General features: G+C 63.3%; 21 protein-coding genes. 14 read left to right on the plus strand and 7 right to left on the minus strand.

The features are described from left to right. Nucleotides 1-26: 26 nt before the first annotated feature. The 7 genes from N0P34_RS17210 to N0P34_RS17240 all read right to left on the minus strand — a co-directional run bounded on the left by N0P34_RS17210 (nt 27) and on the right by N0P34_RS17240 (nt 8,055). The gene (locus N0P34_RS17210; protein ID WP_275604447.1) at nt 27-902 is read right to left on the minus strand and encodes an ROK family protein; all 876 of its coding nucleotides are present in this window, start codon (nt 900-902) and stop codon (nt 27-29) included. After that, entirely contained in the window at nt 899-1,573 is a 675-nt protein-coding gene (locus tag N0P34_RS17215) for a putative N-acetylmannosamine-6-phosphate 2-epimerase (protein WP_275604448.1), read from the minus strand. Before N0P34_RS17215 ends, N0P34_RS17210 begins: the two co-directional genes overlap by 4 nt. 69 nt (nt 1,574-1,642) lie before the next feature. Continuing rightward, nucleotides 1,643-2,566 carry a dihydrodipicolinate synthase family protein gene (locus N0P34_RS17220; protein ID WP_275604449.1) on the minus strand — a complete coding sequence of 308 codons (924 nt, stop codon included), beginning with the start codon at nt 2,564-2,566 and terminating at the stop codon, nt 1,643-1,645. Nucleotides 2,567-2,604: 38 nt separating this feature from the next. After that, on the minus strand, nt 2,605-3,426 hold the full coding sequence (locus N0P34_RS17225) for an ATP-binding cassette domain-containing protein (RefSeq protein ID WP_275604450.1): 822 nt from the start codon (nt 3,424-3,426) through the stop codon (nt 2,605-2,607). Then, the gene (locus N0P34_RS17230; protein ID WP_275604451.1) at nt 3,423-5,423 is read right to left on the minus strand and encodes a dipeptide/oligopeptide/nickel ABC transporter permease/ATP-binding protein; all 2,001 of its coding nucleotides are present in this window, start codon (nt 5,421-5,423) and stop codon (nt 3,423-3,425) included. Before N0P34_RS17230 ends, N0P34_RS17225 begins: the two co-directional genes overlap by 4 nt. A gap of 1 nt (nt 5,424) precedes the next feature. After that, a complete protein-coding gene (locus N0P34_RS17235; RefSeq protein WP_275604452.1) occupies nt 5,425-6,390 on the minus strand; it encodes an ABC transporter permease in 966 nt (321 codons plus the stop codon). 90 nt (nt 6,391-6,480) lie between these two features. Next, the gene (locus N0P34_RS17240) at nt 6,481-8,055 is read right to left on the minus strand and encodes an ABC transporter substrate-binding protein (RefSeq protein WP_275604453.1); all 1,575 of its coding nucleotides are present in this window, start codon (nt 8,053-8,055) and stop codon (nt 6,481-6,483) included. 126 nt (nt 8,056-8,181) lie between these two features. Here N0P34_RS17240 and N0P34_RS17245 point away from each other — a divergent pair, with 126 nt between their 5' ends. From N0P34_RS17245 to N0P34_RS17310, 14 genes are all read left to right on the plus strand, one after another. After that, the gene (locus N0P34_RS17245; RefSeq protein WP_275604454.1) at nt 8,182-8,934 is read left to right on the plus strand and encodes a GntR family transcriptional regulator; all 753 of its coding nucleotides are present in this window, start codon (nt 8,182-8,184) and stop codon (nt 8,932-8,934) included. A 538-nt stretch (nt 8,935-9,472) separates the two neighbouring features. Then, on the plus strand, nt 9,473-9,868 hold the full coding sequence (locus N0P34_RS17250; protein WP_275604455.1) for a cytochrome c: 396 nt from the start codon (nt 9,473-9,475) through the stop codon (nt 9,866-9,868). A gap of 209 nt (nt 9,869-10,077) precedes the next feature. Next, a complete protein-coding gene (locus N0P34_RS17255; RefSeq protein ID WP_275604456.1) occupies nt 10,078-11,847 on the plus strand; it encodes a PQQ-binding-like beta-propeller repeat protein in 1,770 nt (589 codons plus the stop codon). A 132-nt stretch (nt 11,848-11,979) separates the two neighbouring features. Then, the gene (locus N0P34_RS17260; protein WP_275604457.1) at nt 11,980-13,743 is read left to right on the plus strand and encodes a PQQ-binding-like beta-propeller repeat protein; all 1,764 of its coding nucleotides are present in this window, start codon (nt 11,980-11,982) and stop codon (nt 13,741-13,743) included. A 74-nt stretch (nt 13,744-13,817) separates the two neighbouring features. Then, nucleotides 13,818-14,654 carry a transporter substrate-binding domain-containing protein gene (locus N0P34_RS17265; protein WP_275604458.1) on the plus strand — a complete coding sequence of 279 codons (837 nt, stop codon included), beginning with the start codon at nt 13,818-13,820 and terminating at the stop codon, nt 14,652-14,654. Nucleotides 14,655-14,730: 76 nt separating this feature from the next. After that, nucleotides 14,731-15,345 (plus strand): hypothetical protein, encoded by a 615-nt coding sequence (locus N0P34_RS17270; protein WP_275604459.1) that lies wholly within the window; start codon nt 14,731-14,733, stop codon nt 15,343-15,345. Further along, a complete protein-coding gene (locus tag N0P34_RS17275) occupies nt 15,342-16,730 on the plus strand; it encodes a hypothetical protein (protein WP_275604460.1) in 1,389 nt (462 codons plus the stop codon). The genes N0P34_RS17270 and N0P34_RS17275 overlap by 4 nt, the downstream gene beginning before the upstream one ends. Continuing rightward, a complete protein-coding gene (locus N0P34_RS17280; protein ID WP_275604461.1) occupies nt 16,727-20,914 on the plus strand; it encodes a VWA domain-containing protein in 4,188 nt (1,395 codons plus the stop codon). Before N0P34_RS17275 ends, N0P34_RS17280 begins: the two co-directional genes overlap by 4 nt. After that, on the plus strand, nt 20,911-21,921 hold the full coding sequence (locus N0P34_RS17285) for a MoxR family ATPase (protein WP_275604462.1): 1,011 nt from the start codon (nt 20,911-20,913) through the stop codon (nt 21,919-21,921). The genes N0P34_RS17280 and N0P34_RS17285 overlap by 4 nt, the downstream gene beginning before the upstream one ends. Nucleotides 21,922-22,036: 115 nt before the next feature. Next, nucleotides 22,037-22,798, plus strand: coding sequence for a DUF58 domain-containing protein (locus N0P34_RS17290; RefSeq protein ID WP_275604463.1), 762 nt, complete (start codon nt 22,037-22,039; stop codon nt 22,796-22,798). Continuing rightward, on the plus strand, nt 22,795-23,757 hold the full coding sequence (locus N0P34_RS17295; protein ID WP_275604464.1) for an ABC transporter ATP-binding protein: 963 nt from the start codon (nt 22,795-22,797) through the stop codon (nt 23,755-23,757). Before N0P34_RS17290 ends, N0P34_RS17295 begins: the two co-directional genes overlap by 4 nt. Nucleotide 23,758: 1 nt before the next feature. After that, nucleotides 23,759-24,541, plus strand: coding sequence for an ABC transporter permease (locus N0P34_RS17300; RefSeq protein ID WP_275604465.1), 783 nt, complete (start codon nt 23,759-23,761; stop codon nt 24,539-24,541). A 16-nt stretch (nt 24,542-24,557) separates the two neighbouring features. Beyond that, the gene (locus tag N0P34_RS17305; RefSeq protein WP_275604466.1) at nt 24,558-25,589 is read left to right on the plus strand and encodes an ABC transporter substrate-binding protein; all 1,032 of its coding nucleotides are present in this window, start codon (nt 24,558-24,560) and stop codon (nt 25,587-25,589) included. Between the two features lie 41 nt (nt 25,590-25,630). Continuing rightward, nucleotides 25,631-26,443 carry an ABC transporter ATP-binding protein gene (locus N0P34_RS17310; protein ID WP_275604467.1) on the plus strand — a complete coding sequence of 271 codons (813 nt, stop codon included), beginning with the start codon at nt 25,631-25,633 and terminating at the stop codon, nt 26,441-26,443. Nucleotides 26,444-26,449: the final 6 nt, after the last annotated feature.

Below are 26,449 nucleotides of genomic sequence, written 5' to 3' on the forward strand. Positions count from 1 at the left end.
GCTATTTTTCTCTTGGCATCAGTGATTTATCGAAAGGGCGCCTCGCGCCCCGCCTGCTGCGCCATCAGAAGGGCACCGATGAGCCCGCTATCATGGCCAAGGGTTGCCGCGACAAGCGCGGGCTGGAAAAGATCGGGCTCCTGACTGAGGTGGGTCGCGACGCGAGCGAGATAGCCAGGAGCGAGGCCGATGCTGCCGCCGATGGCGACGCGGTCGAGGCCAAGGATCGTCGTGAGATCGGCAATCAGCGTCGCAACGGCGCGGGCGGAGCGATCGATGATGGCGTCATGGGCGCCGCTCTCGAACACGGCGCGGGCATCGGGAAGGTTTGCAGCGGCGGCAATGCCCCGACCACCGGCAACGCTTTCGACCGTGCCGAAACGACCGGAGCCGCAGATTGTTTCGCCCAGCGGCGAGGAGACGAAGCCGACGTGACCGGCAAGGCCATTGGCGCTTTCAATCAGCCGGCCGCCGAGCACGAGGCCGCCGCCAATGCCGGTGGACACAGTAAGATAGGCGAAATTGAAGGTGCCCTGCCCTGCCCCCAATTGCGCCTCGGCCCAGGCGGCAGCGGCGGCGTCATTGACGGCCTTGGTGCGCGCGCCGAAACGAGCGGCGAGTTCTGCGCCGAGCGGCGCAGCACTTATGGCGCTCAGGGTCGTTTTGTTGACGGCGTGCCAATTGCCTTCGCGATCGACGCGACCGGCGACAGCGACGCCGAGAGGTTCGCCGTGTCTGTAGCCGGCCTCGGCGAGCAGGGTTTCGATGGCGGTCAGCTGGTCGGCCAGCGCAGCACCTGCGTCGGTGGGCTGCTGCAGGCGGCGGGTGACGACGCCGTTCTCGATCTGGGCGACGGCGGTCTTGGTGCCGCCGAGATCGACGGAAAAGCCATCAAGGCTCATTTTGTGCCCCGGATTGCATCGGCGAACCAGGAGGTGACGTGCTCGAGCCGGGTCAGCGCGCTGCCGACCGTGACGGCATCCGCGCCGGCGGCCATGGCGGCGGCAGCGAGCTCTGGGGTGTTGAGCCGGCCTTCGGCCATGACGAAACCGCCCAGGGCCTTAAAACCGCGGATCAGCTCGAAATCGGGGCCAACATTGAGCCCTTCGGTTTCGGCGGTGTAGCCGGACATGGTGGTGCCCAGGATTTGCGCGCCCGAGGCGAAGGCGATGCGGCCGTCTTCCAGCGTGGAGCTGTCGGCCATGGCGATCTTGCCGGCGCCGAGAATGGCTTTCAGAATGTCCTCGCGGCTGTCCGGGCGCGGCCGGTTGGTCGCATCATAGGCGATGATGTCGGCACCGGCATCGGCCAGCGCCAGAGCCTCGGCGATGCGGACAGTGATGCGGACCGGCGTATCGTCGAGGTCGGATTTGACGATGCCGATGATCGGGACGTTCACATGCGGGCGCGTGGCGCGGAGATTGTCGACGCCTTCGATACGGAGGGCAACTGCACCGCCGGCGACGCAGGCCTGGGCCATGGCCGCGACGATCTCGGGGCGATCCATCGGACCGTCATCGACGGGCTGGCACGAGGCCACGAGGCCTCCACGGATGCGGCTGAGAATGTCCACGCTGAAAACGCCTTTGTCTGGAAAGAGTGCCGGCAGCGACCGCAGTCTCTGCCGGAATCGGTCGGGAGCTTACGCGCCCAGGCCCAAATCGCGCACGATCTTTTCGACCTTGGCGGTGGCCTCGGCATCAAGGGTCTTGAGCGGAGCGGTCATGGTCGCCGAGCTGATGATGCCACGGGCAACCATGGCTGTCTTGAAGGCCCCCACGCCGGCGGCATCGCCGGAGCGGCCGGTCGGCTGGAAGACGATCTCGAAGAGCTCGTTGATGAATTTCTGCTCCTTGACGGCGGTGACGTAGTCACCGGCCTTGGCAGCATCCCAGAGACGGACATAGGCGGCAGCCTCGACGTTGGCGGCACCGGGAACGGCACCGTCAGCGCCGATCAGCGCCATGGCGTCGACGATCATCTCGTGGCCGGTGAACAGAACCAGCGGCTTGCCGGCGGCTTCGTTCATGGCGATGAGGCGGCGGAAGCTGACGTCGTCGCCCGAGGAGTCCTTGACGCCGGCGATGACGCCTTCCTTGCCCAGCTGGACCAGCAGGCCCGGGGAGAGCTTCTTGTGGACGCGAACCGGAATGTCATAGGCAAAGAGCGGCACCGAAATGCCGGCGGCAATTGCGCGGAAATGATCGGCCACTTCGGCTTCATCGTTGATCGTATACATCGGGGCCGTGGTGACGATGCTGTCGGCGCCGGCCTCGATCATCTTCCTGGCGGTGCGGATGACGCTCTGCGAAGAGACTTCCATGGCGCCGGCGATCACCGGCACGCGGCCGGCGTTGGCCTTGACGATGCATTCGACGACGGCGACGCGATCTTCCTCGGAGAGGTAGCAGACCTGGCCGGTGGAGCCGAGGGCGAAGAGGCCATGCACGCCCGAGGCGATGAGGTGCTCGACCAGCTTGGTGAGATCACCGAAATTCACCGTGCCATCGGTATTGATCGGGGTGACAACGGGCGGGACGATGCCGTGATAGATATGCTTGGACATTGAAGTTCCGGTAGCAGGAGGGAGAGGGGGAAGAGGGTTCAGGCCGCGCCCGCGTGCAGCAGGCTCGGCGCCGCTGCCAGCAGGGTTCGGGTATAATCCTGTGAGGGCGAGCCCAGCACCTGTGCGCCGGGACCGAATTCGATGACCTTGCCGCGATGCATGACGGCGATATCGTCAGATATGTGCCGCACGGTCTGGATGTCGTGGGAAATGAACACCATGCCCAGGTCGAGTTCGCGCTTGAGATCCTGCAGAAGATTGAGGATCTGGGCGCGCACGGAGACGTCGAGGGCGGAGGTGGGTTCGTCGGCGACGATGACCTGCGGCTCGAGCGTCAGCGCACGGGCAATGGCGACGCGCTGGCGCTGGCCGCCGGACAATTGGGCCGGAATGGCGTCGAGTACCGATTGCGGCAGGCCGACGAGATTGACCAGCTCGGACACGCGGGCGCGGCGGCTCTGAGCGTCGCCAATGCCGTGGACATTGAGCGGATCGGTCAGGGCATCGCGCACCAGCATGCGGGCATTGAGTGCGGTAGCCGGATCCTGGAAGACCACGGAGACGACGCGTCCGATCCGCTTGCGGGTGGCAGCGTCGAACTTCTTGACCTCTTCGCCGCCGAAGAAAATCTGACCTTCGCTGGGAGCCAGGAGCCCGATCAGCACTTTTGCGGCCGTCGACTTGCCCGAACCGGATTCGCCGACCACGCCCAGCGTGCGGCCACGGTGCACGGCGAGGGACACAGTGTCCAGCGCGCGCAGGGCGACGGGTTTCAGCAGCGAGGAGCGGATGCGGAAGTCGACGCAGACATCCCGCAACTCGATCAGAGCCTCGGGGCTTTTCCTGGTGTTCGCGTTCATGCGCGGACCTCGATCGGCTGGACGATGTCATCGTCGGGGTGAGCGGCGTAGAAATGCTCGGTTCCGGGGATTTGGCGGAAGACGCGCGTCACTCCCGCATTGCGCGCGGGATCAGACGAGCGCGGGGCAAAGCGGTCGCCCTTGGGGAATTCCCGCGGCGAAGGCACGGTGCCGCGCACCTGATGCAGCCGGCTCGCGCTGGCCTCGATGCTGAGCACAGCGCCGAGCAGGCCACGGGTATATTCGTGCACGGGCTGGGTGAGGATCTCGCGGGTCTTGCCCTGTTCGACCATCTGGCCGGCATACATGACCGAGATGCGGTGCGAAATTTCAGCCACCAGTGCCAGATCGTGCGAGACGAAGAGCATGGCGAAACCCAGTTCCTCGCGCAGGCGATTGAGGAGGTCGACCACCTGCTTCTGGACGGTCACGTCGAGGGCCGTGGTCGGCTCGTCAGCGATGACCAGCTTGGGATTACGCGTCAGGGCCATGGCGATGAGAACGCGCTGGCGCTGACCACCCGATAGCTCGTGCGGATAGGAGTTGAGCGTGCGAGAGGGGTCGAGGCCCACCATGGTCAGCAGGTCCTCGGCGGAACGGGTGCCGCCGCGCGAGGTGAGCTGCGCCATTTGCGAGCGGATCAGCATGGCCGGGTTGAGCGAGGACAGCGCATCCTGGTAGATCATGGCGATGCCCTTGCCGCGCAGGGCATTACGCTCCTTCTCACTCATGGTGAGGAGGTTCTTGCCCTCGAAGAGGATCTCGCCGCGAATGCGCGCCTTGGGATCGAGCAGGCCCATAATGGCCAGCGAGGTGATGGACTTGCCGCAGCCGCTTTCGCCGACCAGGGCCACGGTCTCACCGGGGCGAACGGAGAAGGAGATATTGTCCACCACGTCGACAGTGCCGTGGCGCGGGAAGCCAATGGAGAGATTGCGCACTTCGAGGATGGGCGCGACCGTCTCGTCCATGGTGAGGCGGTCGGTGCGGGCAAGTTCGACCCGGCGCAGTTCCGCAAGACGCTGCTCGAGCGCAATTGCGGCGCTGGCTTCGTGCGCGGTGTCGACTGCCTTGGGCGCCTCGAGCTTTTCGATGGCGGCCTCGACCTCGGCCGCATTGACCTGAGCGCGGGCGCGCGGGGCGGCCATGGCGTCGGTCATGCCTTCGGCCAGGACATTGAGCGCCAGAACGGTGACGGTAATCAGCGCACCGGCAAACAGCGTCGACCACCAGGCGCCTGACATGACCAGTTGACGGCCGGATGCCATGACATTGCCCCAGGAGGGTTCGGGATCGGGCACGCCGGCCTGGATAAAGGAGAGCGAGGCCTCAAAGACAATGGCGTCGGCCACGAGAATGGTGGCGAACACCAGCACCGGGGCAAGGCAATTGCGGGCCACATGCTTGAGCAGGATATGCGGGGTGGACGCGCCCATGACCCTGACGGCCGCAACATAGTCCTCGCCATATTGGCCAATGATATTGGCGCGGATGACGCGGGTGAGCTGGGGCACATAGAGAAAGGCGATGGTCAGCACCAGGACCGGCAGCGACTGGCCGAAAACGGTGACGAACACCACGGCAAGCGCGATGCCGGGAAAGGACATGACCATGTCCAGCACGCGCATCAGCACTTCGGAGACCCATTTGCCCGAAGTGGCCGCGATGGCGCCGAGGATGGAGGCCGCGACGAGGGCCACGCCAGTGGCGGCGAGGCCGATAATGAGCGAATAGCGGGCGCCATAGGCGAGGCGCGAGAAGATGTCGCGTCCCTGCCGGTCGGTGCCGAACCAGTTTGCAGCATCGGGCGCGGCGGGACCGCGGGTGAGGCCTGTCGCCAGCGGGTCAAACGGGGCAATCAGCGGCGCGAACACTGCCGCCAGGCACACGACGGCCAATATGCCCAGGGCGATGCGCGAGGTGAGCGACAATTGCCGCAGGCCGGAAAGGCTGAGACCCGGGATGGAGAGTTTTTTGGTGGTTTCGGTTCTGATCACGTCAAATATCCCGGATGCGCGGATTGACCAGCACGTAGAGCAGATCGACGATGGCGTTGATGACGATGAAGGCGACCGCCACCGTGAGGGTGACGCCCTGGACGAGATTGGGCTCGTTATTGGTGACGCCATTCATGATCAGCATCCCCATCCCGTTGATGTTGAAGATGATCTCGATGATCACCGCGCCGCCCATGAGGTAGCCGATGCGCAGGCCGAGGACGGTGATGGGGGTGATGAGCGCATTGCGCAGCACGTTGCGACCGACCACGACATGGCGCGGAATGCCGGCGCCGAGGGCGGTGCGCACGTAATCCCGATCCAGTTCTTCAACCACGGCAGTGCGAACCACGCGGGAGAGCTGGCCGATAACGGGCACGGCCAAGGCCACGGCCGGTAGCACCATGCGCAGGAACCAGCCGCCGAAATTGTCGAACATGCCCGGCAAGCGGCCCGAGGTCGGCAGCAGGGAGAAAATGCCGACCTTGTGCCCGAGCAGCTGGATCAGCAACACAGCGAGCCAGAAGGATGGTGTCGACAGGGAGGCAATAGAGAAGATGCGGATGACCTGATCCGGCCATCGGTCACGATAGATCGCTGCGAAGACGCCGAGCAACAGCGAAAAGGTCACCGCTATGACAAGGCCGAGGAAGGTCAGCTGCAGGGTGATCGGGAAGGCGCGAGCGACTTCGTCGATAACCGGCAGCTGGCGGGCGGAATACGTGCCCATATCGAGCTGGACCAGGCCGCCGACGAAGGAAACATAGCGGGTCAGCAACGGCTCATTGAGGCCGTGCACTTCGCGATATTGCTCTCGCGCTTCCAGTGAGGCGCCCTCGCCCAGCGCGGTGATCGCGGGATCAACGCTGGAAAAGGACATGACGAAAAAGACGAGAAAAGTGATCCCGAGGATCATGATCGGCAATTGCACCAGACGGCGCCCGATCAGGTTGAGCACGTTTAGCATGGCCGTCTGGCTCGCTTGTTTGAACGGTGTTGCAGGTTGACTGCCAGGTTCCGGGCCTGGGCCCGGAACCTGCGGATTAGTCGGCGGCGCTTACTTCTTGACGCCGACGTCGAGGAAGGAGAGGCCGGTCGTGGGAACCGGGGCAAAGCCTTCCAGCTCGTCGGGGTTCCAGGCGGTCGGCAGCTGGCGGTGCAGGAGCGGATAGAGCGGAACCTCGACCGAGATCAGGTCCATGGCTTCGTTCCACTTGGCCTGCTGCTCATCACCCGAAAGGCGCAGCGCGTCGTTGAGGATTTCGGTCAGCTTGGCATAGCCTTCGCTGCCCGCCCAACGGTAGCGCGTGGTGGGCCAGATATTGTCGCCATACCACCACTGCATCAGGATGTCGGGGTCGTTGCCGAACACGGACGGATCGCCGGGGGCAATCATGACCTGCATCTCGTTGGCATCGACCTTCACATATTGCCCACCGGACTGGCCGATATCGAGCGTGGTGTTGAAGCCGACGGCATCGAGGGATTCCTTGATGATCGGCGCCACGTCCTTGACCCAGCCGTGGTCGGTGCTCATCAGCGTGATGTCGAGCGATGGCACGCCGGCTTCAGCGAGCAGTTCGCGCGCCTTTTCGGGGTTGTTGCCATAGACATTGGTCGCCCGATGGTAGTTCGGGTGCGTCTCGGGCAGGAAGGAGCTGGCGGCGGTGGCATTATCGAGCATGCCGGTGCCGATCACCTTGTCCATGTCGATGGCATACATGAATGCCTGGCGCACGCGCACGTCGTTGAACGGCGCGGTCTCGGTGTTGAACATGGCAAAGAGCAGGCCGAAGGACTGAGCCTTCTCAAGCTCGGCCATAGCCGCAACCGCGTCCACGTCCACATAGGGAACGTCTTCGATAGCCATTACGGTGCCCGAGGAGAGCGCGTTCACACGGGCGGTCGGATCGGCGATCAGGTTCCAGACCATTTCCTTGGCGAGAGCCGGACGATTGCCGGTGTAGTCCTCGTTGCGCTCGAAGACGATCTCGGCTTCGGGAACGGCGGAAACGAGCTTGTAGGGGCCGGTGCCGGTCGGCAGCTTGCCGAAGGCTTCCGGATCGGCTTCGACGAGGGCCTTGGGCACGATCTTGATCGAACCGATGCGCTCGTTGAACAGCGAGAACGGGAATTTATTGGTGAACTTGACGGTCGTCTCGTCGACAGCTTCGACCTTGTCGATGAACGACACGAAGGAGCGGAACAGCGAGTTGGATGCCGGGTCAAGAACGCGCTCGACAGAGAACACCACGTCTTCGGCGGTTACCGGGGTGCCATCATGGAACACCGCGCCGTCGCGCAGCTTGATGACATATTCGATGCCATCGGCACTGGTCGGCATTTCAGCGGCCAGGGCGGCGTAGGGCTGGCGCGTGACCGGATCCAGATCGACCAGGCCTTCCATCGTGTGCCAGTTGACCGAAACGGTCACCGCACCAGAGGCGCTAAGCGGGTCGAAAGTGCCGGACAGGCCATAGGCGATGCCGGCCTGAATGGTGGCATCGAGATCGATATTGTCGGTGGCAGGCTGGGCCTGCGCAGCACTCATCCCCAACAGGGACAAGGAGGCAAAAGCCCCCGCAGCCATGAAGAGTGCGCGGCGGGATACGCCGAAATTGACAATACGCATGAAATTCCTCCGTGACATCAGACGTCAGACGTCTATTATCTTCTCACGTGCCGTTACGCAAGTCTTGTCTCGCGGCCACAAGCATGATCGTTGGATGCGGGCAAACTACGGGGGAATTGCAGGACAATGAGTGGACCGACTGACAGCCCAACTGGCCAGTCCCGCATGTTGCGCAGCACGACTGCTGAAGACATCAAACGCCTGATCCTGCGGTCGGGCCTCAGGCCGGGCGACGCCATCCCGACCGAGATCGAGCTGTGCCAGGAACTGGGCGTGTCGCGCTCTTCCGTGCGCGAGGCGATCCGGACGCTGGCCACACTCGACATCGTCGAAGTCCGCCACGGCCTCGGCACGATCGTGGGCAATATGAGCCTGGCGCCGCTTGTCGAAACGCTGGTTTTCCGCGGCGTACTGTCACCCGGTGACGAACTCGAAGCGCTGCGGGAAGTGGTGGATTTGCGCTGCGCCTTTGACCTGGCACTCGCAGACCGGGTGGTGGACGCCCATCAGGGCCGGATCAATCCGACAATGCAGGCGCTCGTCGACAAGATGATGGACAATGCCGAGCGCGGAGAGCCCTTCCTCGCCGAAGACCGGCAGTTCCACTCCGAATTGCTGGCGCCCGTCGGCAATCAACTGGCGGGCCAGCTCGTCGCGGCGTTTTGGGACATTCACTCGGCCGTGCTGCCGAAACTCGATCTGGCCCTGCCGGCCGATATCCAGATCACCGCGAAGGCGCATGGGGACTTGCTCGCAGCCGCCCAATCTGGCGACCGCGAAGGATATCGCCGGGCCGTGGTTGACCACTACGCCCCGTTGATGCGCATGCTGGACACCAAGAAAAAGGCCAGCGCCGAGAAACGCGCCAGCGTCGGCTAGGCCTGCCCGTCCCGAGAAAGATCTGCAACCGCCGGAACCCGGCGCTCCACACCGATTTTCGGTGCGCTTCGCGCTGGCGGTTCGAACGCCTCTGTCAGATCAGGGGAACGAATTTCCGGTATCGGGCACCAGCCGCGTCGCCCTGCCGGCCTCATCGAGACCCGCCGCCCGCGAGGTCGCACTTCAGTGCCGAATGGAATCACTGCGCGACGGTATGCCGCTTCTCAAAGCGGCGATCTGTGCAGGATTGTCGCACCATAGACTGCGACATTTTGCACTCGACTTTAGTCGAATGTATCGCATCATACATTCTACGTGCGGACCGAGTTTGGAGCCTCTCCCAAGCACACCTAAGCTGGTCATATCAGGGCTTTTTTTAGGCAATCGTGGTTCGATTATGGCACGCGCATTTCCACCCGCGGAAGCACCTCCCGGAGCTAAACCATTGATGCGCAACTTGACATTCCGTGACGAATTGGCACACGGTGCGACATTGCACCTCACTTTTTTGTTTTAGCGTTGTTTTTCGGAGGAAGTTTTGAAGCGTGCACTCGCAACTGCGGCCGTAGTGGCCAGCCTCGCTCTTGCCGGCATGTCCGTCGCTCCAACCATGGCCTTCCAGGCCGCGGAACCGGCCGACGCTGCCGCAGCTGAAATCGACCCGGCCGTAATGGAACTGGGTGGCACCGTGTACGCCGACAATTGTGCGGCTTGCCACGGTGTGGATGGCATGGCTGAACGCAAGTTCGCTGGCAGCCAGAACATCAAGCACATCGTGCTGATCGGCTCGCAGGTTTACCACGGCGGTGAATTCATGCCGAAGTTCGACTTCCTTACGGATGAAGAAGCGGCAGCAGTCGCCACCTATATCCGTAATTCCTGGGGCAATACCCTGGGTCCGGTCACTCCCGAAGAAATCGGCATTTTCCGCTAGGATTTCCTAGCCGCAACTGGACCGCCCGGCATGCCGGGCGGGCCCTTCTCTTCCGCATCGAGCATTTTCACAGCTCTCTGTTCGAGACGCTGACTGATGGCCTGCGCGCTCTATTTCGTGCACGCCTTCAGGCTGTTGGGGGGCGTGCGTCTTGAGGGGCGCTCCAGTCAAAGTAATTTCATAACTAAAAATCTTCACGGAGGTAACAAATGAAGATGAATGCGCTATCAGCGCTGCTGCTGGGGACGGCTCTCGCCCTGACTTCGCTGCCAGTCGCCGCACAGTCGGACCTGCTGGAGAACATGTCTCCCGTGACCGACGAAATGATCCAGAACCCAGATCCCGGTTCCTGGCTCAGCTGGCGTCGTACGCTGGACAACCAGGGCTTCAGCCCGCTTGACCAGATCAACAAGGACAATGTGAGCGACCTGCAGGTCGTCTGGTCCCGTGGCATGACCGAAGGCTTCCAGGAAGCCGCTCCGCTCGTCCATGACGGCGTGATGTTCCTGCCCCACCCGCGCGATATCATCCAGGCCCTCGACGCCACCACCGGCGACCTGCTCTGGGAATACAAGCGCGAAGTCCCGGCCAACGCGCCGATGATCATCACCACGCGCAACATCGCGATCTGGGGCGACCTGCTCGTCTTCAGCTCCAAGGACAACTATCTCGTTGCCCTCAATGCCAAGACCGGCCAGCTGGCCTGGGAAACGCAGCTGCGTGACGAAAACGCCTGGGCATGGTCCACGCCTGGCCCGATCATCGTCAACGGCAAGGCAATTTCGGGTCGCTCCTGCGCCCAGCAGCCGAGCGGCGACACCCCCGTCGGTGGCCCCGAGACCTGCTACCTCACCGCTCACGACATGAAGACCGGTGAAGAGCTGTGGCGCTTCCACACCCTGCCCCATGGCGACATGGCCGGCAGCGAAAGCTGGAACGGCGTCGACGACAGCCTGCGTCACCACGTCGGCAGCTGGATTTCGCCCTCGTACGATCCGGAACTGAACCTGGTCTACTTCGGCACGTCCGTGACCTCGCCCTACTCGAAGTTCTACTTCGCCAACTTCGACAGCGTCGAAGAGCTGGAAGAGCAGGAATTCCTGTACCAGACCTCGACCCTGGCCCTCGACGCCGACACCGGCGAGCTCAAGTGGTACCAGCAGCACATCCGCGACCATTGGGACCTCGACCATCCGTTCGAGCGTATTCTCGTGGACACCGCGATTGCGCCGAACGCTGACGAAGTGCGTTGGATCAATCCGGCCGTCACTCCTGGCGAAGAGCGTCGCGTCGTGACCGGTATCCCCGGCAAGACCGGCATCTTCTACTCGATGGACGCTGCAACCGGCGAGTTCCTGTGGGCTCGTGAGACGACCTATCAGAACGTCATCTCCGATATCGACACGACCACTGGCCGCGCCACGCACCCGCTCGACATGATCCCGACCGAAATCGGTCAGTCGCTGCTGGTCTGCCCGTCTGACGCCGGTGGCAAGCGCTGGTTCACCAGTGCCTACAGCCCGCTGACCAATGCGATCTACTCGCCGCTGGCGAACTTCTGCATGCAGTCGGTGACCCTGCCGAACGACATCCGTCTGTCGCCGGACGTCCTCGCACCGGGCACCAGCGTTGTTGGCCGCCTGAACGCCATCAGCGTCGAGACCGGCGAGGAACTCTGGAGCCTCGACCAGGAAGACTTCACCACGTCGCTGCTCGCGACCCAGGGTGGCCTGCTGTTCGGTGGCGACACCAACCGTCGCTTCCGTGCCTATGACCAGACCAATGGCGAAGTACTGTTCGAAACGATCGTTCCGTCCGCCGTTGGTGGCGTTCCGATCACCTATGAAGTCGGCGATCGTCAGTACGTGGCTGTGCCTGTCGGCTCTTGGCTCGATATGACGCCCTATGTCGACAACACTCCGCGTGACATCCCGATGGGCGGCAACGCCATCGTCGTCTACGCCCTGCCACAGAAGTAATCGGCCGGTTTGAAAGTGAGGGATGCGACCCAAGGGCCGCATCCTTTTTTGGGTTGGTGCCGGAAGCGTTGGGACAATCGCGCCCGTACCACGACTACCGAATTTCACATCTTCGAGGAGGTAATGTTGAAGGTGAAAGCACTATCTGCGCTTTTGATCGGGACGTCTCTTGTCCTGACAGCTCTGCCCGCGCTGGCTCAGTCGGACCTGCTGGAGAACATGTCTCCGGTGACCGACGAAATGATCCAGAATCCCGATCCGGGTTCCTGGCTCAGCTACCGCCGTACGCTGGACAACCAGGGCTTCAGCCCGCTTGACCAGATCACCAAGGAAAATGTTGGCGACCTGCAGGTCGTCTGGTCCCGCGGCATGACCGAAGGCTACCAGGAAGGTACGCCGCTGGTTCATGACGGCGTCATGTTCGTGCCGCATCCGCGCGACATCATCCAGGCCCTCGACGCGACCAATGGCGACCTGCTCTGGGAATACAAGCGCGAGCTTCCCGACAACGTCCCGATGATCGTTGCCACCCGCAACATGGCTATCTGGGACAATCTGATCGTCTTCAGCTCCAAGGACAACTATCTCGTTGCCCTCGACGCCAAGACCGGTCAGCTCGCCTGGGAAACCCAGCTCCGCGACCAGGACAGCTGGGCATGGTCCACGCCTGGCCCGATCATCGTCAACGGCAAGGCCATCTCCGGTCGCTCCTGCGCCCAGCAGCCGAGCGGTGACACCCCCGTCGGTGGCCCCGAGACCTGTTTCCTCACCGCTCACGACATGAAGACCGGCGAAGAAATGTGGCGTTTCCACACGCTTCCGCACGGCGACATGGCCGGCAGCGAAACCTGGAACGGCGTCGACGACAGCCTGCGTCACCACGTCGGCAGCTGGATTTCGCCCGCTTACGATCCCGAGCTGAACCTCGTGTACTTCGGCACTTCGGTGACCTCGCCGTACTCGAAGTTCTACTTCGCGAACTTCGACAGCGTCGAAGATCTGGATGCGCAGGAATTCCTGTACCAGACCTCGACCCTGGCCATCGACGCCGATACCGGTGAGCTCAAGTGGTACCAGCAGCATCTGCGCGACCACTGGGACCTCGACCATCCGTTCGAACGTGTTCTCGTCAACACCGCGATCGCACCGAACGCCGATGAAGTCCGCTGGATCAACCCAAACGTCACCCCGGGTGAAGAGCGTCGCGTCGTGACCGGTATCCCCGGCAAGACCGGTATCTTCTACTCGATGGACGCTGCGACCGGCGAATTCCTCTGGGCACGTGAAACCGTCTACCAGAACGTCATCTCCGATATCGACACTGCAACCGGCCGTGCGAGCATCCCACTGGACATGATCCCGACCGAAATCGGTCAGTCCATGCTGGTCTGCCCGTCTGCGTCGGGCGGCCGTCGCTGGTTCACCAGCACCTACAGCCCGCTGACCAACGCGATCTACACGCCGTTGTCCAACAACTGCATGCAGTCCGTGACCCTGCCGAACGACATACGTCTGTCGCCTCCGGTCATGGCACCGGGCGCCACCAATATCGGCACCATCAGCGCGATCAGCGTTGAAACCGGCGAAGAACTCTGGAGCCTCGACCAGGAAGACTTCACCACCTCGCTGCTGTCCACCCAGGGTGGCCTGCTGTTCGGTGGCGACACCAACCGTCGCTTCCGTGCCTTTGACCAGGACAATGGCGACGTGCTGTTCGAAGCGATCGTTCCGTCTTCGGTCGGTGGCGTGCCGATTTCCTACGAAGTCGACGGACGTCAGTACATTGCCGTCCAGGTTGGTTCCTGGCTCGACATTGCCCCCTTCGTGGCGCTTACGCCCCGCGAAGTGGTGACAGGCGGCAACGCAGTGGTCGTTTTCGCCCTTCCGCAGAAATAATCTGCTGATACGCGCCTGTTAAAGGCTTGATCGGGAGGTGGCCCAAGGGCCGCTTCCCTCTTTGGAGGAAAAACATGTTCGTACGCAGCCTAACCGGTGCCCTGATCCTGTCAGTGGCTCTTCTCGGATCTGTCCTCCCCTCCTCTGCCCAATTCCGTCGTGTCGTTCCCGACAACATGGTGAACACCGCGGTCTACGCGGGCGGAAATATCCGCTTTTGCATAAATCCCGTCAGTTCGCTGGCACAATTCGACCGTGCCCTGGGCCAGACCCTGGCCGACATGCTGCTGGTTCCGGCCGAGTTCTACGAACTCAAATATGCCGTCGCGCCTGCGCCCTGGGGTTATGATCTTGCCCTCGGGGAAGAAGATCTGTTCATCCAGCTCAGCGAGAACTGCGACGCGGTACTGGGCTTTCCCATGCCGTTCATGGACCTGACCTACTCCTGGCTGACGACGACGTCGCCCTATTACACGCCACGCTTTGCGCTTGCCTTTGCCAAGGACGCCCCGCCGGCACTCGATCAATTGCCCGAAGGTTCTCAGTTCGGCAGCCGCGTCGGCACGCTTTCGGACATGCAGGTGCGCGCCTATGCAAGGAGCTCGGCCAACAAGCTCAAGCGCCGGGTCTATGCATCCAATGTCAGCCTCATTCGCGCCCTCGCATCCGGCGACCTGCTGGCCGCAGTGGTCTGGGAGCCTGCCGTGGCCATCGCCGCGCAGACCGAGCCGGGCGCTGCCGATATCCAGATCGTGACGCCGCCATTCGGTGTCGAGCCGCAGCCCTTTGCCATCGCGCTGCCGTCCAACCAGACCTATCTGCGCGAAATGCTGGATACTGCGATCAACCAATTGCGCGCGAGCGAGGAGTTTTCCGCCCTCCTGGCTGAGTTCGAACTCCCCGAGGAATGAGCATGGGCCTTCTGACCGCCGCCCTGCCTCACTCTAGTCCAGCCGCCAAAAGCATCAGGGCGCCAAAGGATTTTGCGTGTTCGATCTAACCTTTCCGCAGGTCCTGTCGCGCCTTATCGCAGCGACCATCGTGTTGACGATCCTCGGGGTTTCGTTCGCCGCCGCCGCGCGCCTGCTCGGCGACAAGGGTGTTGGTTATGAAGGCAGGTTGAAGCCGAATCCCATCCTTCATGTGGATCTCTTCGCCATCGTATCCAGCGTCTTCGGACGCGTAGGCTGGATCAAGCCACTGCGCATCGACCCGGCGGAATGCCGGGGTGGGCGATGGGCCCCGGCCATTGCCGCACTCGCGGCAGCGGTGGTGACGCTGGTGGCCAGCAAGCTCGCCCTGCTGCTCCTGCCCTATGTGGCAAGCTACTGGCCCGCCAGCAGCGCCGGCTTCGTCGACTGGACCATTCGCGAGATCGCGCAGATCGCGGCCTGGACACTGGCATTCAATGTCGTCCCGCTCCCACCCTTCCTGGCCGGCTATGCGCTGCAGGGCGTCGCTCCCCAGGCGCATGCCTTTTTGGTCAAACGGCACTTCCTGATCTCGATCGCAATTACCGCACTTGTCGCCGTGTTTCACAAGAGCCTGCCGCAAACGCCGTTCAACGCCCTGGCGACGCTGTTTTTGACCGGTGCGATGTGACCAATCTGGAGGTCACCTACGCCTCGATCCTGGCGCCGCTCAGCGTCGTTGCGAGACGGCGCAGTATTCGCAATGTCATCCATGCCGCGCTGGCCGGCGCTGTCGCGGCGTGTGCCACCTATCTCATAGTGCTCATGGCGGCGCGCATGGGGTTTTTTGCCGTCTCTCCGGCTCTCCCAACGCTGATTGTCGGCGGCGTGACCGTCGCGGCCTGGCTGCTGATCACCGAAAGCCTGCGCCCATCGCCGCTTGCCGAAGCCTTCCATCTGGACAAGGCGGGCGGACTGGAAGAGGGATTTGGCACGGCGGTCGAATTGGCGCGCGCTTCCGCGCCGGTCGACGGACCGGTGGTCGCGAAGTTCATCAAAATGATCGAGGCGCGTCTGGGCGCCCTCCCCGATGCCGGGATCGTGACGGTTTTCACCACGGGCTTCTGGGCTGGTCTCGTTGCGCTGGCCCTGCTGGCTGGTGCCGTCGTCTCCGTCCAACGATTGCCTGCGCCCATGATCGTGGCGGCGCCGGACGCCAGTGATCAGCAGGAGATCGCGGAGATGGCCACGATCGAAAGCATCGCCGAAATGCTGGCCACGGATGCCGAGCTGCGTGACGATGCCCTGCTTGAGGCGATTGCCCAGACCCTTGCCGACAAGATCGTCGAAGCGGCGGATGGCCCCCTCGACGAGGAGATGGCCCGCCAGATCAACGATCTTCTCGACCAGGCCTCTGCCAGTTATGGCGAGAAGGCGCCCAGCTGGCTCGGTTCGACCGAGGGTTCTCGGCTACTCGAACTGGACGAAGCGCTCGCGGCGATGGACCCGGCTGATGCGCCGGGCGCGCAACCACCTCTGGAGCTGGCAGTCGACCCCTATTATGTGCCGCCCGAAGAGCGATTTACATCCAGTGGCGGGGACAACGGAATGGCGCTGGATGCCAGCGAAGGCTCCGGCGAGACGGAACTGACCGCTGCCGATCCGGAGGCCTCGGGCAATCTCGAGGGCCTCACTCTCGGGCAGAACCCACAAGCCATGACTGACGAAGAGATATCGGCAATGGGGGCCACCCCTGTCGGCGCCGCACTGGATTCGGGACGCGGCGTCTCTCACGCGGCAGGCCTCGGCGAGGAAGATTTCCGCGCTGACAATGAATTTGCCCGGCTGGGTTTCGAGCCCACGGAAGACATGCTGCTCAGTGCAGAACCGCAGGCAGAGGGCGCACGCATTCGTATCGAGATCGTGCCGGACGCAAACCTCACCAATGTCGCCGGCGCCGCCACCGGCATTGGCGGACAGGCCGGAACAGGGTCGACCGAGCCGGTTGACCGCGAGTTCATTCCCCTTTCGGCACGCAGTGTCGCCGCGCGCTACTTTGAACGGACCGCACAATGATGGGTTTTGCGGCTCCGCTATTTGGGCTTCTGGTCCTCGCGGCCGGATATGTGTGGTTTCTGCACAGCCGACGCGAATATCGACAGGTGGTACCCAGCCTCGCCATCTGGCAGCAGCTGCGCGGCAATGCCGGTTTCAAGCGCAAGGCACGGCTGATCCCCCCGATCACCCTCGCGCTTGTGCTCCAATTGATCGCTGTCGGCCTGCTTGCCGCCGCACTCGCCGCGCCGTTTTGGGGCCGGCAGGATGTCGCCGATCATTTGGTCGTGGTTGTGGACACGAGTGCGGCTGAGGGCGACGCAAGCGCACAGGCGCGCCAATTGACCGAGGCTTTAGCCTCGCTGACGGCGGATTTTACCGGGCGTGGCGGGCCGACGCCCAAGACCCTCACAATTATCGCCGGCGGGCCTCTTCCACACTATGTCGCCGCCCGTTGGTCCTGGCAGGATGAGCGGCTGCACCAGGCGCTTGCCGGCTTGCGGCCCACTGATGGGGCAACCGACTGGCCAGAAATAGTTCGCCTGATCGAGACGACGCTCATTGACCAGGAGCGCGCCGAAATCCTGACGATCGGCGCGCCGGGCCAAGTGGAGCCGCTGGCGCAGGCGTGGCCGGAGCTCACATTTGCCCACCGGCCGCTGGCTGCGGCCGAACGGGGCCCGAAGATCGTCGCAAATCTCATCCTCACCGACGCGGACAAGAACGCCTGGACGCTCGAGGGCGAGGCCATTGGCGATGGGACCGGTACCGAGACGCTCTTTGTCCACTATGCCACTGCAGCCGAGCGTACGCCGCTCGACTGGGCCAAGCGGGACATCAAGCTGGGCACGTCGGGCCGGGCAAATATCTCCATCCCGCTGGAGTTCCCTGGCCCGGGCATTGTCACTGTTACGATTGGGACCGGTGGCGCGCAGACGCCACTCCGCTTCATCGCCGATGCAAAGCCGCAGGCCCTTGAAGTTGTCTATGTCGGCGAGCGCGACCAGCAATTGCTCAGGGCGCTCAATGCGGTCGACGGTATCGAGATTTCTCGCGACCCCGCGCTGACCGGTGATGCCGGCAAGTACGGCCTCGTCCTTGTGGACGGGACAAGTGACACCACGGGATTGCGGACCAATGTGCTTAGCGTCGAGGCCGATGGCGCCGCGCTGGACGATGTCGATCCCGATTTCTGGGTCAGCGACCATCCTCTGTCGCGCGATATTGACTGGTCTTCCCTCACCATCCGCGTGGGCTCTGGCCTTGCCCCGACGCCGGATGATGTCGTGCTTCTGGCGGCCAATGGCGTGGCGCTGATCACGGCCGCAACCACGGAGCACGGGCGCAAAGTGCGACTGGGCTTTGACCCGGCGGCCTCGAACTGGCCCGATCTCTACGCTTTTCCGGTGTTCGTTTCCAATCTCATCGACTGGATGGGGGCCCATCCCGGTTTGAGTACGGCGCCGAACTGCGTGGCGGGGCGTCCGTGCCAACTCGATGCCCGCCTCATTGGCCAGCCGATCATCAGCCTCGACAACTCCGGTGCTCCGGCTGAAATCGTACCGGATGGGGCGTTCGTTCCGCTGCGAGCCGGCCTGTTCCAGATCGGGGATGACGACCAGGCAAAGCTGCTTGCCGTCAATGCACCGCATGTCGAGGCCCCGGTTTCCCACACCGAAGACGAGGCCCTGCCCTATCCAAAGCTGCCCTATGGCCTCGCGCCCTGGCTCGTGGGCCTGGCGCTCATCATATTGGCAGCCGAGGCCGTCATTACCGCGCGGCGCAGAGGCCGGTTGCCGCAGATTTCACTGCTTCGGGTGGCGACGCTCGCATTGCTTTTCGCGGCGATGATCAATCTGCCCCTGCCGTGGGTGCACAATGCCAACGGGCTGGTCGTGATTTCACCGGTTGACGGGGCGTCTCCAGACCTTGTCGGCCCCGTTCTCGCCAGCGGCCCGGTGACCAATGTTACCGGCGTTGAGGAGCAGAGCTTCACCAGCAGCGGACCCGCCCGGATTGCCCATCTCGGAAGCGGGTATGATCTGGCCGCAGCGATGATCCCACCCGATCAGCAGGCGCATATCATTCTGTCCGGTGACGCCCAGCGGGATGCCGAGCTGGAACGCAAGGCCTCAAGTGGACAGGCGATCGTGCACCATCTGGCCTCCGTGGCACCTGGTGCGGACGAGATCTACGTCCAACGGCTCGACATTCCGCATGTGATCCTGCCCGGTGAGCCGATGACGCTGACGGCCCTGGTTCACAGTGCTGCGGCCCGCACCGTTGAGATAGAGCTGGTGGTGGATGGCGAGATCATTGCGAGCCAGGAGCAGATGCTGGCCGCAGGGGGCAATCGGATCGAGACGGTTTTGCCGGGGCTCGACAACGAGGACGCGCTCGTGGAACTGCGCGTTATCCATGACGATGCCTATCCGCAGAACAATGTGGCAGGCCGTTATGTCAACGCGACCCCAGCCCGCCCAATCGCCATCGTCACCGCGGACCCCGCCCATGGCGAGGCCTTTGCCCGCCTCCTGGCGGACCAGGGGATCGAAGCCAACATACTGACATCGGGCAAGATGCCCTTCTACGCCGAAGACTGGCTGGGCTATGGCGGCATCGTCTTGCTCAACACGCCGGCCCTTGCCCTGACCACCTCCCAGCAGGCGCTGGTCGAACAAATGGTGGCCGAGCACGGCATGGGTCTGGTCATCCTTGGCGGACCCAACAGCTATGGCCCCGGCGGCTATTTCGGCACGCCGCTGGAGGCCTTGTCGCCGCTCTCGAGCCGCGTGCCGCAGGACGCGCCCGAGGTGGCCATGGTTTTCGTGCTCGACCGCTCCGGCTCGATGCAGCAGGCCGTCGGCCAGGCCAATCGCCTCGACGTCGCCAAAATGGCCACTGTGTCGGCGACGGAACTGCTCAACCCGCAGAGCAAGGTCGGGATCATCGTCTTCGACGCAGAGGCCCGCACGGTCCTCCCAATGACCCGCCTGTCGGATTCTCCCGGCGCGGTGCAGGCGGCGTTGAGCGGGTTCGACCCGGGCGGCGGCACCGATATTCTGCCCGGCCTCAAGGAGGCCGTCGAATTGCTGGCCAGCGTTGATGCGCAGGCAAAGCATGTGGTGGTGATGACCGACGGTTTGAGCCAGCCGGCGGACTATACTGCAGTGGTCGGAGAATTGCGTGGCGTTGGCGCGACCGTGTCAGCCGTCGCCATTGGACAGGGCGCCGATTCTGCAGCGGCTCGCACCATTGCCGAACTGGGCGGGGGCGCTGCGCATATCTCTACAGACTTTGCAGCACTGCCCTCGATCCTCTCCCAGGAGGCGATGCTGTTGAGCTCGCCGGTCGAGGAAGGCATGACCCAACCGGTCTGGACGCGGCAGGGCGCCAATTTTCTTTCCGCCTTACCCCGCCAGCTGCCGCCGCTATTCGGCTTTGTCGGGACGACGGCCAAGGACGACGCGCAGCTCTTCGTCACCGCTCGGGACAGCAAGGAACGGGACATGCCGATCCTGGCTTCCTGGCGCTATGGCAATGGCCGGGTGCTGGCGCTGGCGACGGACGCAACGGGAATTTGGTCCGAGGCCTGGCAACGGCTGCCGCAATATGGGGCACTGTGGAAGGACATTCTGACCCAGTTCCAGCCCATCACCCCACGTCCCGGCGAAACGCTCGCGCTCGCAAGCGACGGGGAGTACCTGACTATAGATGTCAGCGCGCTGGATAAAGGCGGGCTACCGCTCCGTGATCAGACCCTTGTCGCCATGGTGACGCGTCCGGATGGCAGCACGACCCCACTGACCTTGACGGAAGTCAAACCCGGTCAGTACGAGGGGCGCGCAATGCTGGGCGCCACTGGTCGGTATGAAGTCGCCCTGGGGGGCGATGCGACCGACGCGGCCCAGCGTGCCGTCCACTATCACTCCTACAGCCCGATCTATGACTTCTCGCGCGCTGGCGGCGCTGCTGCATTGGCCGCCGCGACCGGAAGTGGAGAAATCTCTGCTGCGGCCGCTTCGGATCTTGCCGGACGTCTCGACTTTGCCTGGGAGCGTAATTGGCCGGTGTGGTGCCTTATCGCCTTTGCCCTCTTCCTCCTCGAACTGACACTCCGCTATCGCGGCTTCTCATCTCGCCGACCTGCGACAGCTTCGGTCCGCGCCCCCAATGGCCTGCGCCCAGAAGGAACTATCCGATGACAGCATCACAGCCGCAGCTTGACGCTGCAATTGCCGACCTCGAGCGGCTGAGGGAAACGCTGAAAGCGGCACGAACTGCTGTTGGCAGCGCCGTTGTGGGCCAGGAGAGTGTCGTCGACCTGATGCTCATCGCCATGATGGCGGGCGGGCATGTGCTGCTTGAAGGTCCGCCGGGCGTCGGCAAGACACTCCTCGTCCGCACCCTGGCCACGGTCGCAGGGCTGAGCTTTGCGCGCGTACAGTTCACGCCCGACCTCATGCCGGCCGACATCACGGGGGCATCCGTGCTGGTGCCCAATGCGGATGGACGCGCGCATCTCGAGTTCCGCAAGGGCCCGATCTTCTCCCAGCTTCTGCTTGCCGACGAGATCAACCGCGCCACCCCGCGCACCCAGTCCGCATTGCTCGAGGCGATGCAGGAGGGCACGATTTCGGCCGCGGGCGCCACGATGGAACTGCCGAAGCCATTCTTTGTGCTGGCAACGCAAAACCCGATCGAGATGGAAGGGACCTATACGCTTCCAGAGGCGCAGATCGACCGCTTCCTGTTCCGCATCGACGTGGCCTATCCAAGCGAGGATGTGCTGACGCGCATTCTGACGGCCACCACCGGCGCCGACCACGCCAAGGTCGAGCAGGCAATCACGCCGGAGGAATTGCTGACGCTGCAATTGCACACCCGCACGGTGCCCACGGCGCTGACCCTGCAGCAGGCCATTGCGCGCTTCTGTATCGCGACGCAGCCGAAGGGCGCGTCTGGCGACAGGGACGTGGCCAAATATGTCCGCTTCGGTGTCAGCCCGCGCGGCGCGCAGGCGCTCACCGTGGCAGGCAAGGCCCACGCCCTGCTGTCCGGACGCAACCATGTTTCCGTGGCCGATCTTCGCGCCGTGCTGCTGCCGGTCATGCGCCATCGCGTGCAGCTCAATTTCGAAGGTCGGGCCGCAAACATCGACATCGATGCGCTGCTGCTGCGGGTCTTCGACCAGACCGTCGGAAAGCTCTGACATGCGACCGCCCGCCCCGCTGCTTGAACGCCTGTCCCGATCGAGGATGCTGCCGGCTTCCGCGCAGCCTTCCGTCGGCATGGGGGAAAGGCTGTCACGGCAGAAGGGCGCGGGCATGGAGTTTTTGGACTTCCGCCCCTATCAGGCCGGCGACGACACCCGCAATCTCGACCCCTATCTCTACGCCCGAACCGGCGAATTCGTGGTGCGCGAATATGCGCGCAGCCAGCAATTGCCGGTGACCATCGCGCTCGATCTCTCGGCCTCGATGCTGTCGGACCCCAGTGGGAAATTCGAGCGCGCCAAGCAGATCGCGCAATTGTTCGGCTTCATTGCGCTCGCCAGCGGCGATCGTGTGCAGCTGGCCGTGACGGAAGCCGACAAGACCCTCTTGTCGCCACGCTGGCACGGCGCGGCCCGGGCCGACTACATGTTTGACTGGGTAGACAAGCGCGAGGCCCGCAATGAGGGCAACTTCATCGACACGCTGCGCGCCCTGCCCCAGCATCTGCCGTCCCGAGGCCTCGTCATCGCCGTCAGCGACTGGTGGGATGATGATTTCGAGCCTGTGCTCAACATGCTGCGCGCGCTGGACCAGGAAGTCATCGCCATACAGGTTCTCAGCCCGCACGAGATTGACCCTTCGGGCATGGATCAGGGTATCGTGACCCTTGAGGATGCCGAAACCGGCCAGGAGATTGAACTGTCGATAGATGCACAATTGCTCGACCAGTACCGTGCCGTGTTCGCCGAGCGACAGGACCGGCTACACGGACTGTTCACTGCCAGACACTGGCATTTGCTGACCGTTTCCACCCAAGATGACCTTGGCCAGCTGTTCACCCACACGCTGCGCGCCAAAGGAGTTCTGTCATGAGCGACTCCGCCAACTCGCCGGCCATTCTGGTCGAAGGCGTATCCAAGCGTTTCGGCCGCGTGCTGGCGCTCGACGAAGTTTCACTGTCGGTGCCGCAGGGACAGATGTTCGCCCTGCTCGGCCCCAATGGCGCCGGCAAGACGACGCTCATCGACATTCTCTGTACCATCCAGAAGCCGGACAGTGGCCGTGCCGAAGTGGCTGGCATCGATGTGGCCAAGCACCCGCTGAAGGTGCGCCACCATCTCGGCGTCGTATTCCAGGAAGCAACCCTCGACACGCGCCTGTCCGTCGAAGAGAACCTCGATTTCCATGGTCTTGTCTATCAGATGAGCCGCGCCGACCGCCGCCGCCGCATCGACGAGATGCTGGCGCTGGTCGAGCTCTCGGACTGGCGGGACGCTTTGGTCAAGACGCTTTCGGCCGGCATGCGGCGCCGGCTCGAGATTGCCCGCGGGCTCATGCACAGTCCCCGCATTCTGTTCCTCGATGAGCCGACAGTCGGCCTCGACGCCCAGTCCCGCGCGAAAATCTGGTCCTATCTGGATACATTGCGCAAGAGCGAGGACCTGACGATCGTCGTGACGACCCACTACATCGAGGAAGTGGACGCCTGCGACACTATCTGCATCATCGACCATGGAAAGATTCTGGCGCATGGTACGCCGGACGCGCTCAAGCAGGCCCATGCCGAGCCGCTCCTGCGCGTCGGCCCGCGAACGCCACAAGCCCACGCGGCCCTCATGGAGCGGTTCACCGGCACGGTTCAGGCCGCCGACGGGCAATTGGTGATCCGCTCGAGCGAAATCACCGTCGACGCCATTTTGGAGGAATTCGGCAACCAGCTCCGGCAGGTTACCGTCGACCAACCAAGCCTTGAAAGCGTTTTCCTGACCCTGACGGGCCGAGACTTGCGCGAGGCCCGCGCCACCCCGGCGAAAAAGCGGGGACGCGGCTGACATGGCCGGCTTCTCGATGACAGCGCGGGATGGCACCGAGCCCATTTGGCTCATCGCCCTGACACGTCTGGGCTTTCTGGCCCTGTTGATCCTGCTCTGGTGGATTGCATCCATCAATGTGGCACGAAACCTCATCCCGTCGCCGATGGCCACGCTGGCCGCTGCCGGCAAATTGCTGGAAGAGGGGCGCTTGCAGAAGGGGCTGATGGAGTCGCTGACCATCTATCTCTCCGGCTTTGGCCTCGCCATCGCCGTCGCCATACCACTCGGCGTGATAATGGGCGCCTTTGGCCTCTTTGGCCGGACGATCGAAATTTTCGTTTACGCGCTCTCGGCTACGCCGCGTGTTGCCTTCATCCCGCTCATCATCGTGCTGCTGGGGCTCGGACTGCAGGCGAAGGTGTTCATCGTCTTCCTCGGCGCGGTCATGCCTGTCCTGCTCAACACCTACGCCGGTGTCCGACAGGCCGATCCCGAGCTGATCGAAATGGGCCGTTCCGTCGGCGCCGGCCGGTTTCGCATTTTCACGCGCATCGTCCTCCCGGGGGCCGTGCCTTATGTGATCACAGGGCTTCGGCTGGGCGCCACGATTGGGCTCATCAATACAGTTGTGGCCGAACTCTACACCGCCGTCGGCGGCCTCGGAGGCCTTCTGGCCATCTACGGCAACACATTCAGAATGGCGGAATATTTCGTCATCGTTCTTTCCCTCGCGGCTATCGGCGTCGTTGTTACCGAGACCCTGAGATTCGTCGAATTGCGCCTCGCGAGATGGCGGCGCTAATTAGGAGAAGATTGTCATGTTGAAATCGCTTTTGGCGTCGCTCGGCGGCGGTATTGCCGTAATGACCCTGATGACCGGTGCGAGCCTGGCCCAGTCCGACGCGCCGTTCCGGCTTATCGTGACCCATCTCGAGGCCCCGCTGGTGCCCAATTCGGTCATGGATCTGGCCGTCGAGCTCGGCTATTTCGAGGCCGAGGGCGTCAATGTCGAGCTGGTCCGCGTGCAGCAGACCCCGTCGGCCATCGCGGCGCTGCAGTCCGGCGAAGGCGAAATGGCCAATATCGGCGTCGACGCGCTGCTGCAGGTCATCCACAATGGCGCCACCGACTTCCGCGCCGTGACCTCGCCCAACAAGTCCCTGCCCTTCCTCATCGCCTCCAAGGAAGACATCGCAACACCGGCAGATCTCAAGGGCCGCAGCTTTGGCGTCGGCCGCGTCGGAAGCCTTGACCACTCGCTCTCGAGCAAGGTGCTTTCGAGCCTTGGCCTCTCGCTCGATGATTCCGAAGTGATCGCCATCGGCCAGCCGGACGTCCGTGGCCAGGCCCTGCTGGCCGGCCAGATCGACGCGACAACCATTTCCATCGGCGTCTGGAGCGAACTGCCCGACACCGAAGGCCTGCATGTCCTCGTCGACCAGGACGCCTATTATGAAGGCGCGCCGGTGGTTAACAAGGTCAATGCCGTGTCCGGTGACGTCCTTGCAAACCGCCCCGAGGACGTCGAGGCCGTTATCCGTGCTCTGACCAAGCTGTCGCGCGAATTTGCGGCCGATCCGCAGAAATGGGTCGACGCCATGGCCAAGGCCCGCCCCGATGTCGAGCTCGACACGCTTGAACTGCTCTCGAAGGCTTTCGTGGGCAGCTGGAGCGTCAACGGCGGCATGAGCGCATCCGAGCTGAACTTCACCGCCGACTGGCTCTACGACACCCCGGATTTCGAAGGGATGGAGAAGCTCCCGCTCGACCAGTGGGTGAACTTCGCCCCCGTCGATGCCGTGCTGGCCGAAATCGGCACCGAAGATGGCATGGACCCTGCTGATCGATGAGTGACAGCTCTTCCCCCGGAACCCCCCGGGGCCCAACGGACATGCAAGGGCAAAAGCCCCTGCTCAGCTTCGACAAGGTCGAAAAGCGCTTTGCCCGCCCCGACGGCTCAGTCAGCACGGCGGTGGGCGGGGTGTCCCTCGACATTGCCGAGCACGAGTTCGTGGCCCTGATCGGACCTTCCGGTTGTGGGAAGACCACGCTTTTGCGCCTCGCCAATGGCTTGATCGAGCCCGATAAGGGCTCGGTCCTCATCGGTGGAAAGACACCCCGTCCCGGCCCCGATATGGGATTTGTCTTCCAGGCGTTCCGCCTCATTCCCTGGGCCAGTGTCCAGGACAATGTTGCCTTTGCGCTCGAAAGCCTGCCCCTGTCGAAGGCGGAGCGGGCCGAACGCGCGCTGCACTATCTCGACCTGGTTGGCCTTTCCCGCTCGGCAAAATCCTGGCCATCGCAGCTTTCGGGCGGCATGAAGCAGCGCGTCGCTCTCGCCCGGGCTCTCGCCAGCGAGCCGCGCGTGCTGCTCATGGACGAACCCTTCGCCAGCCTTGACGCGCAGACGCGCGAACTGATGCAGGGCGAACTACTGTCCATCTGGCGGCAGCGCACGCCCACCGTGATGTTCGTGACGCACAGTGTCGACGAAGCCCTGGTGCTGGCCGATCGCGTCGTGGTCATGGGTGCCGGAAAAATTCTTGAAACGCTTGAAGTCGACCTGCCACGCCCTCGCAATTCTGCGCAGATGCGTTCGGACGGCCGCTTTATCGAAATGCGCAATTACCTGTGGAACCGTATCCGCGACCTGGTCCTCAGCGACCCGGCATCGGAATTTTACGGCCGCAATCTCAGTGAATAGGAAAAG

The sequence above is a fragment of the Devosia sp. FJ2-5-3 genome, assembly GCF_029201545.1.
GTDB lineage: Bacteria > Pseudomonadota > Alphaproteobacteria > Rhizobiales > Devosiaceae > Devosia.

Excerpts from the sequence above, each read along its gene's own strand:
- N0P34_RS17220 (WP_275604449.1), bottom strand. The coding sequence starts at position 2,566 with ATGTCCAAGCATATCTATCACGGCATCGTCCCGCCCGTTGTCACCCCG.
- N0P34_RS17235 (WP_275604452.1), bottom strand. The coding sequence starts at position 6,390 with ATGCTAAACGTGCTCAACCTGATCGGGCGCCGTCTGGTGCAATTGCCG.
- N0P34_RS17280 (WP_275604461.1), top strand. The coding sequence starts at position 16,727 with ATGATGGGTTTTGCGGCTCCGCTATTTGGGCTTCTGGTCCTCGCGGCC.
- N0P34_RS17240 (WP_275604453.1), bottom strand. The coding sequence starts at position 8,055 with ATGCGTATTGTCAATTTCGGCGTATCCCGCCGCGCACTCTTCATGGCT.
- N0P34_RS17255 (WP_275604456.1), top strand. The coding sequence starts at position 10,078 with ATGAAGATGAATGCGCTATCAGCGCTGCTGCTGGGGACGGCTCTCGCC.
- N0P34_RS17310 (WP_275604467.1), top strand. The coding sequence starts at position 25,631 with ATGCAAGGGCAAAAGCCCCTGCTCAGCTTCGACAAGGTCGAAAAGCGC.
- N0P34_RS17265 (WP_275604458.1), top strand. The coding sequence starts at position 13,818 with ATGTTCGTACGCAGCCTAACCGGTGCCCTGATCCTGTCAGTGGCTCTT.
- N0P34_RS17295 (WP_275604464.1), top strand. The coding sequence starts at position 22,795 with ATGAGCGACTCCGCCAACTCGCCGGCCATTCTGGTCGAAGGCGTATCC.
- N0P34_RS17245 (WP_275604454.1), top strand. The coding sequence starts at position 8,182 with ATGAGTGGACCGACTGACAGCCCAACTGGCCAGTCCCGCATGTTGCGC.
- N0P34_RS17305 (WP_275604466.1), top strand. The coding sequence starts at position 24,558 with ATGTTGAAATCGCTTTTGGCGTCGCTCGGCGGCGGTATTGCCGTAATG.
- N0P34_RS17225 (WP_275604450.1), bottom strand. The coding sequence starts at position 3,426 with ATGAACGCGAACACCAGGAAAAGCCCCGAGGCTCTGATCGAGTTGCGG.
- N0P34_RS17290 (WP_275604463.1), top strand. The coding sequence starts at position 22,037 with ATGGAGTTTTTGGACTTCCGCCCCTATCAGGCCGGCGACGACACCCGC.
- N0P34_RS17300 (WP_275604465.1), top strand. The coding sequence starts at position 23,759 with ATGGCCGGCTTCTCGATGACAGCGCGGGATGGCACCGAGCCCATTTGG.
- N0P34_RS17210 (WP_275604447.1), bottom strand. The coding sequence starts at position 902 with ATGAGCCTTGATGGCTTTTCCGTCGATCTCGGCGGCACCAAGACCGCC.
- N0P34_RS17285 (WP_275604462.1), top strand. The coding sequence starts at position 20,911 with ATGACAGCATCACAGCCGCAGCTTGACGCTGCAATTGCCGACCTCGAG.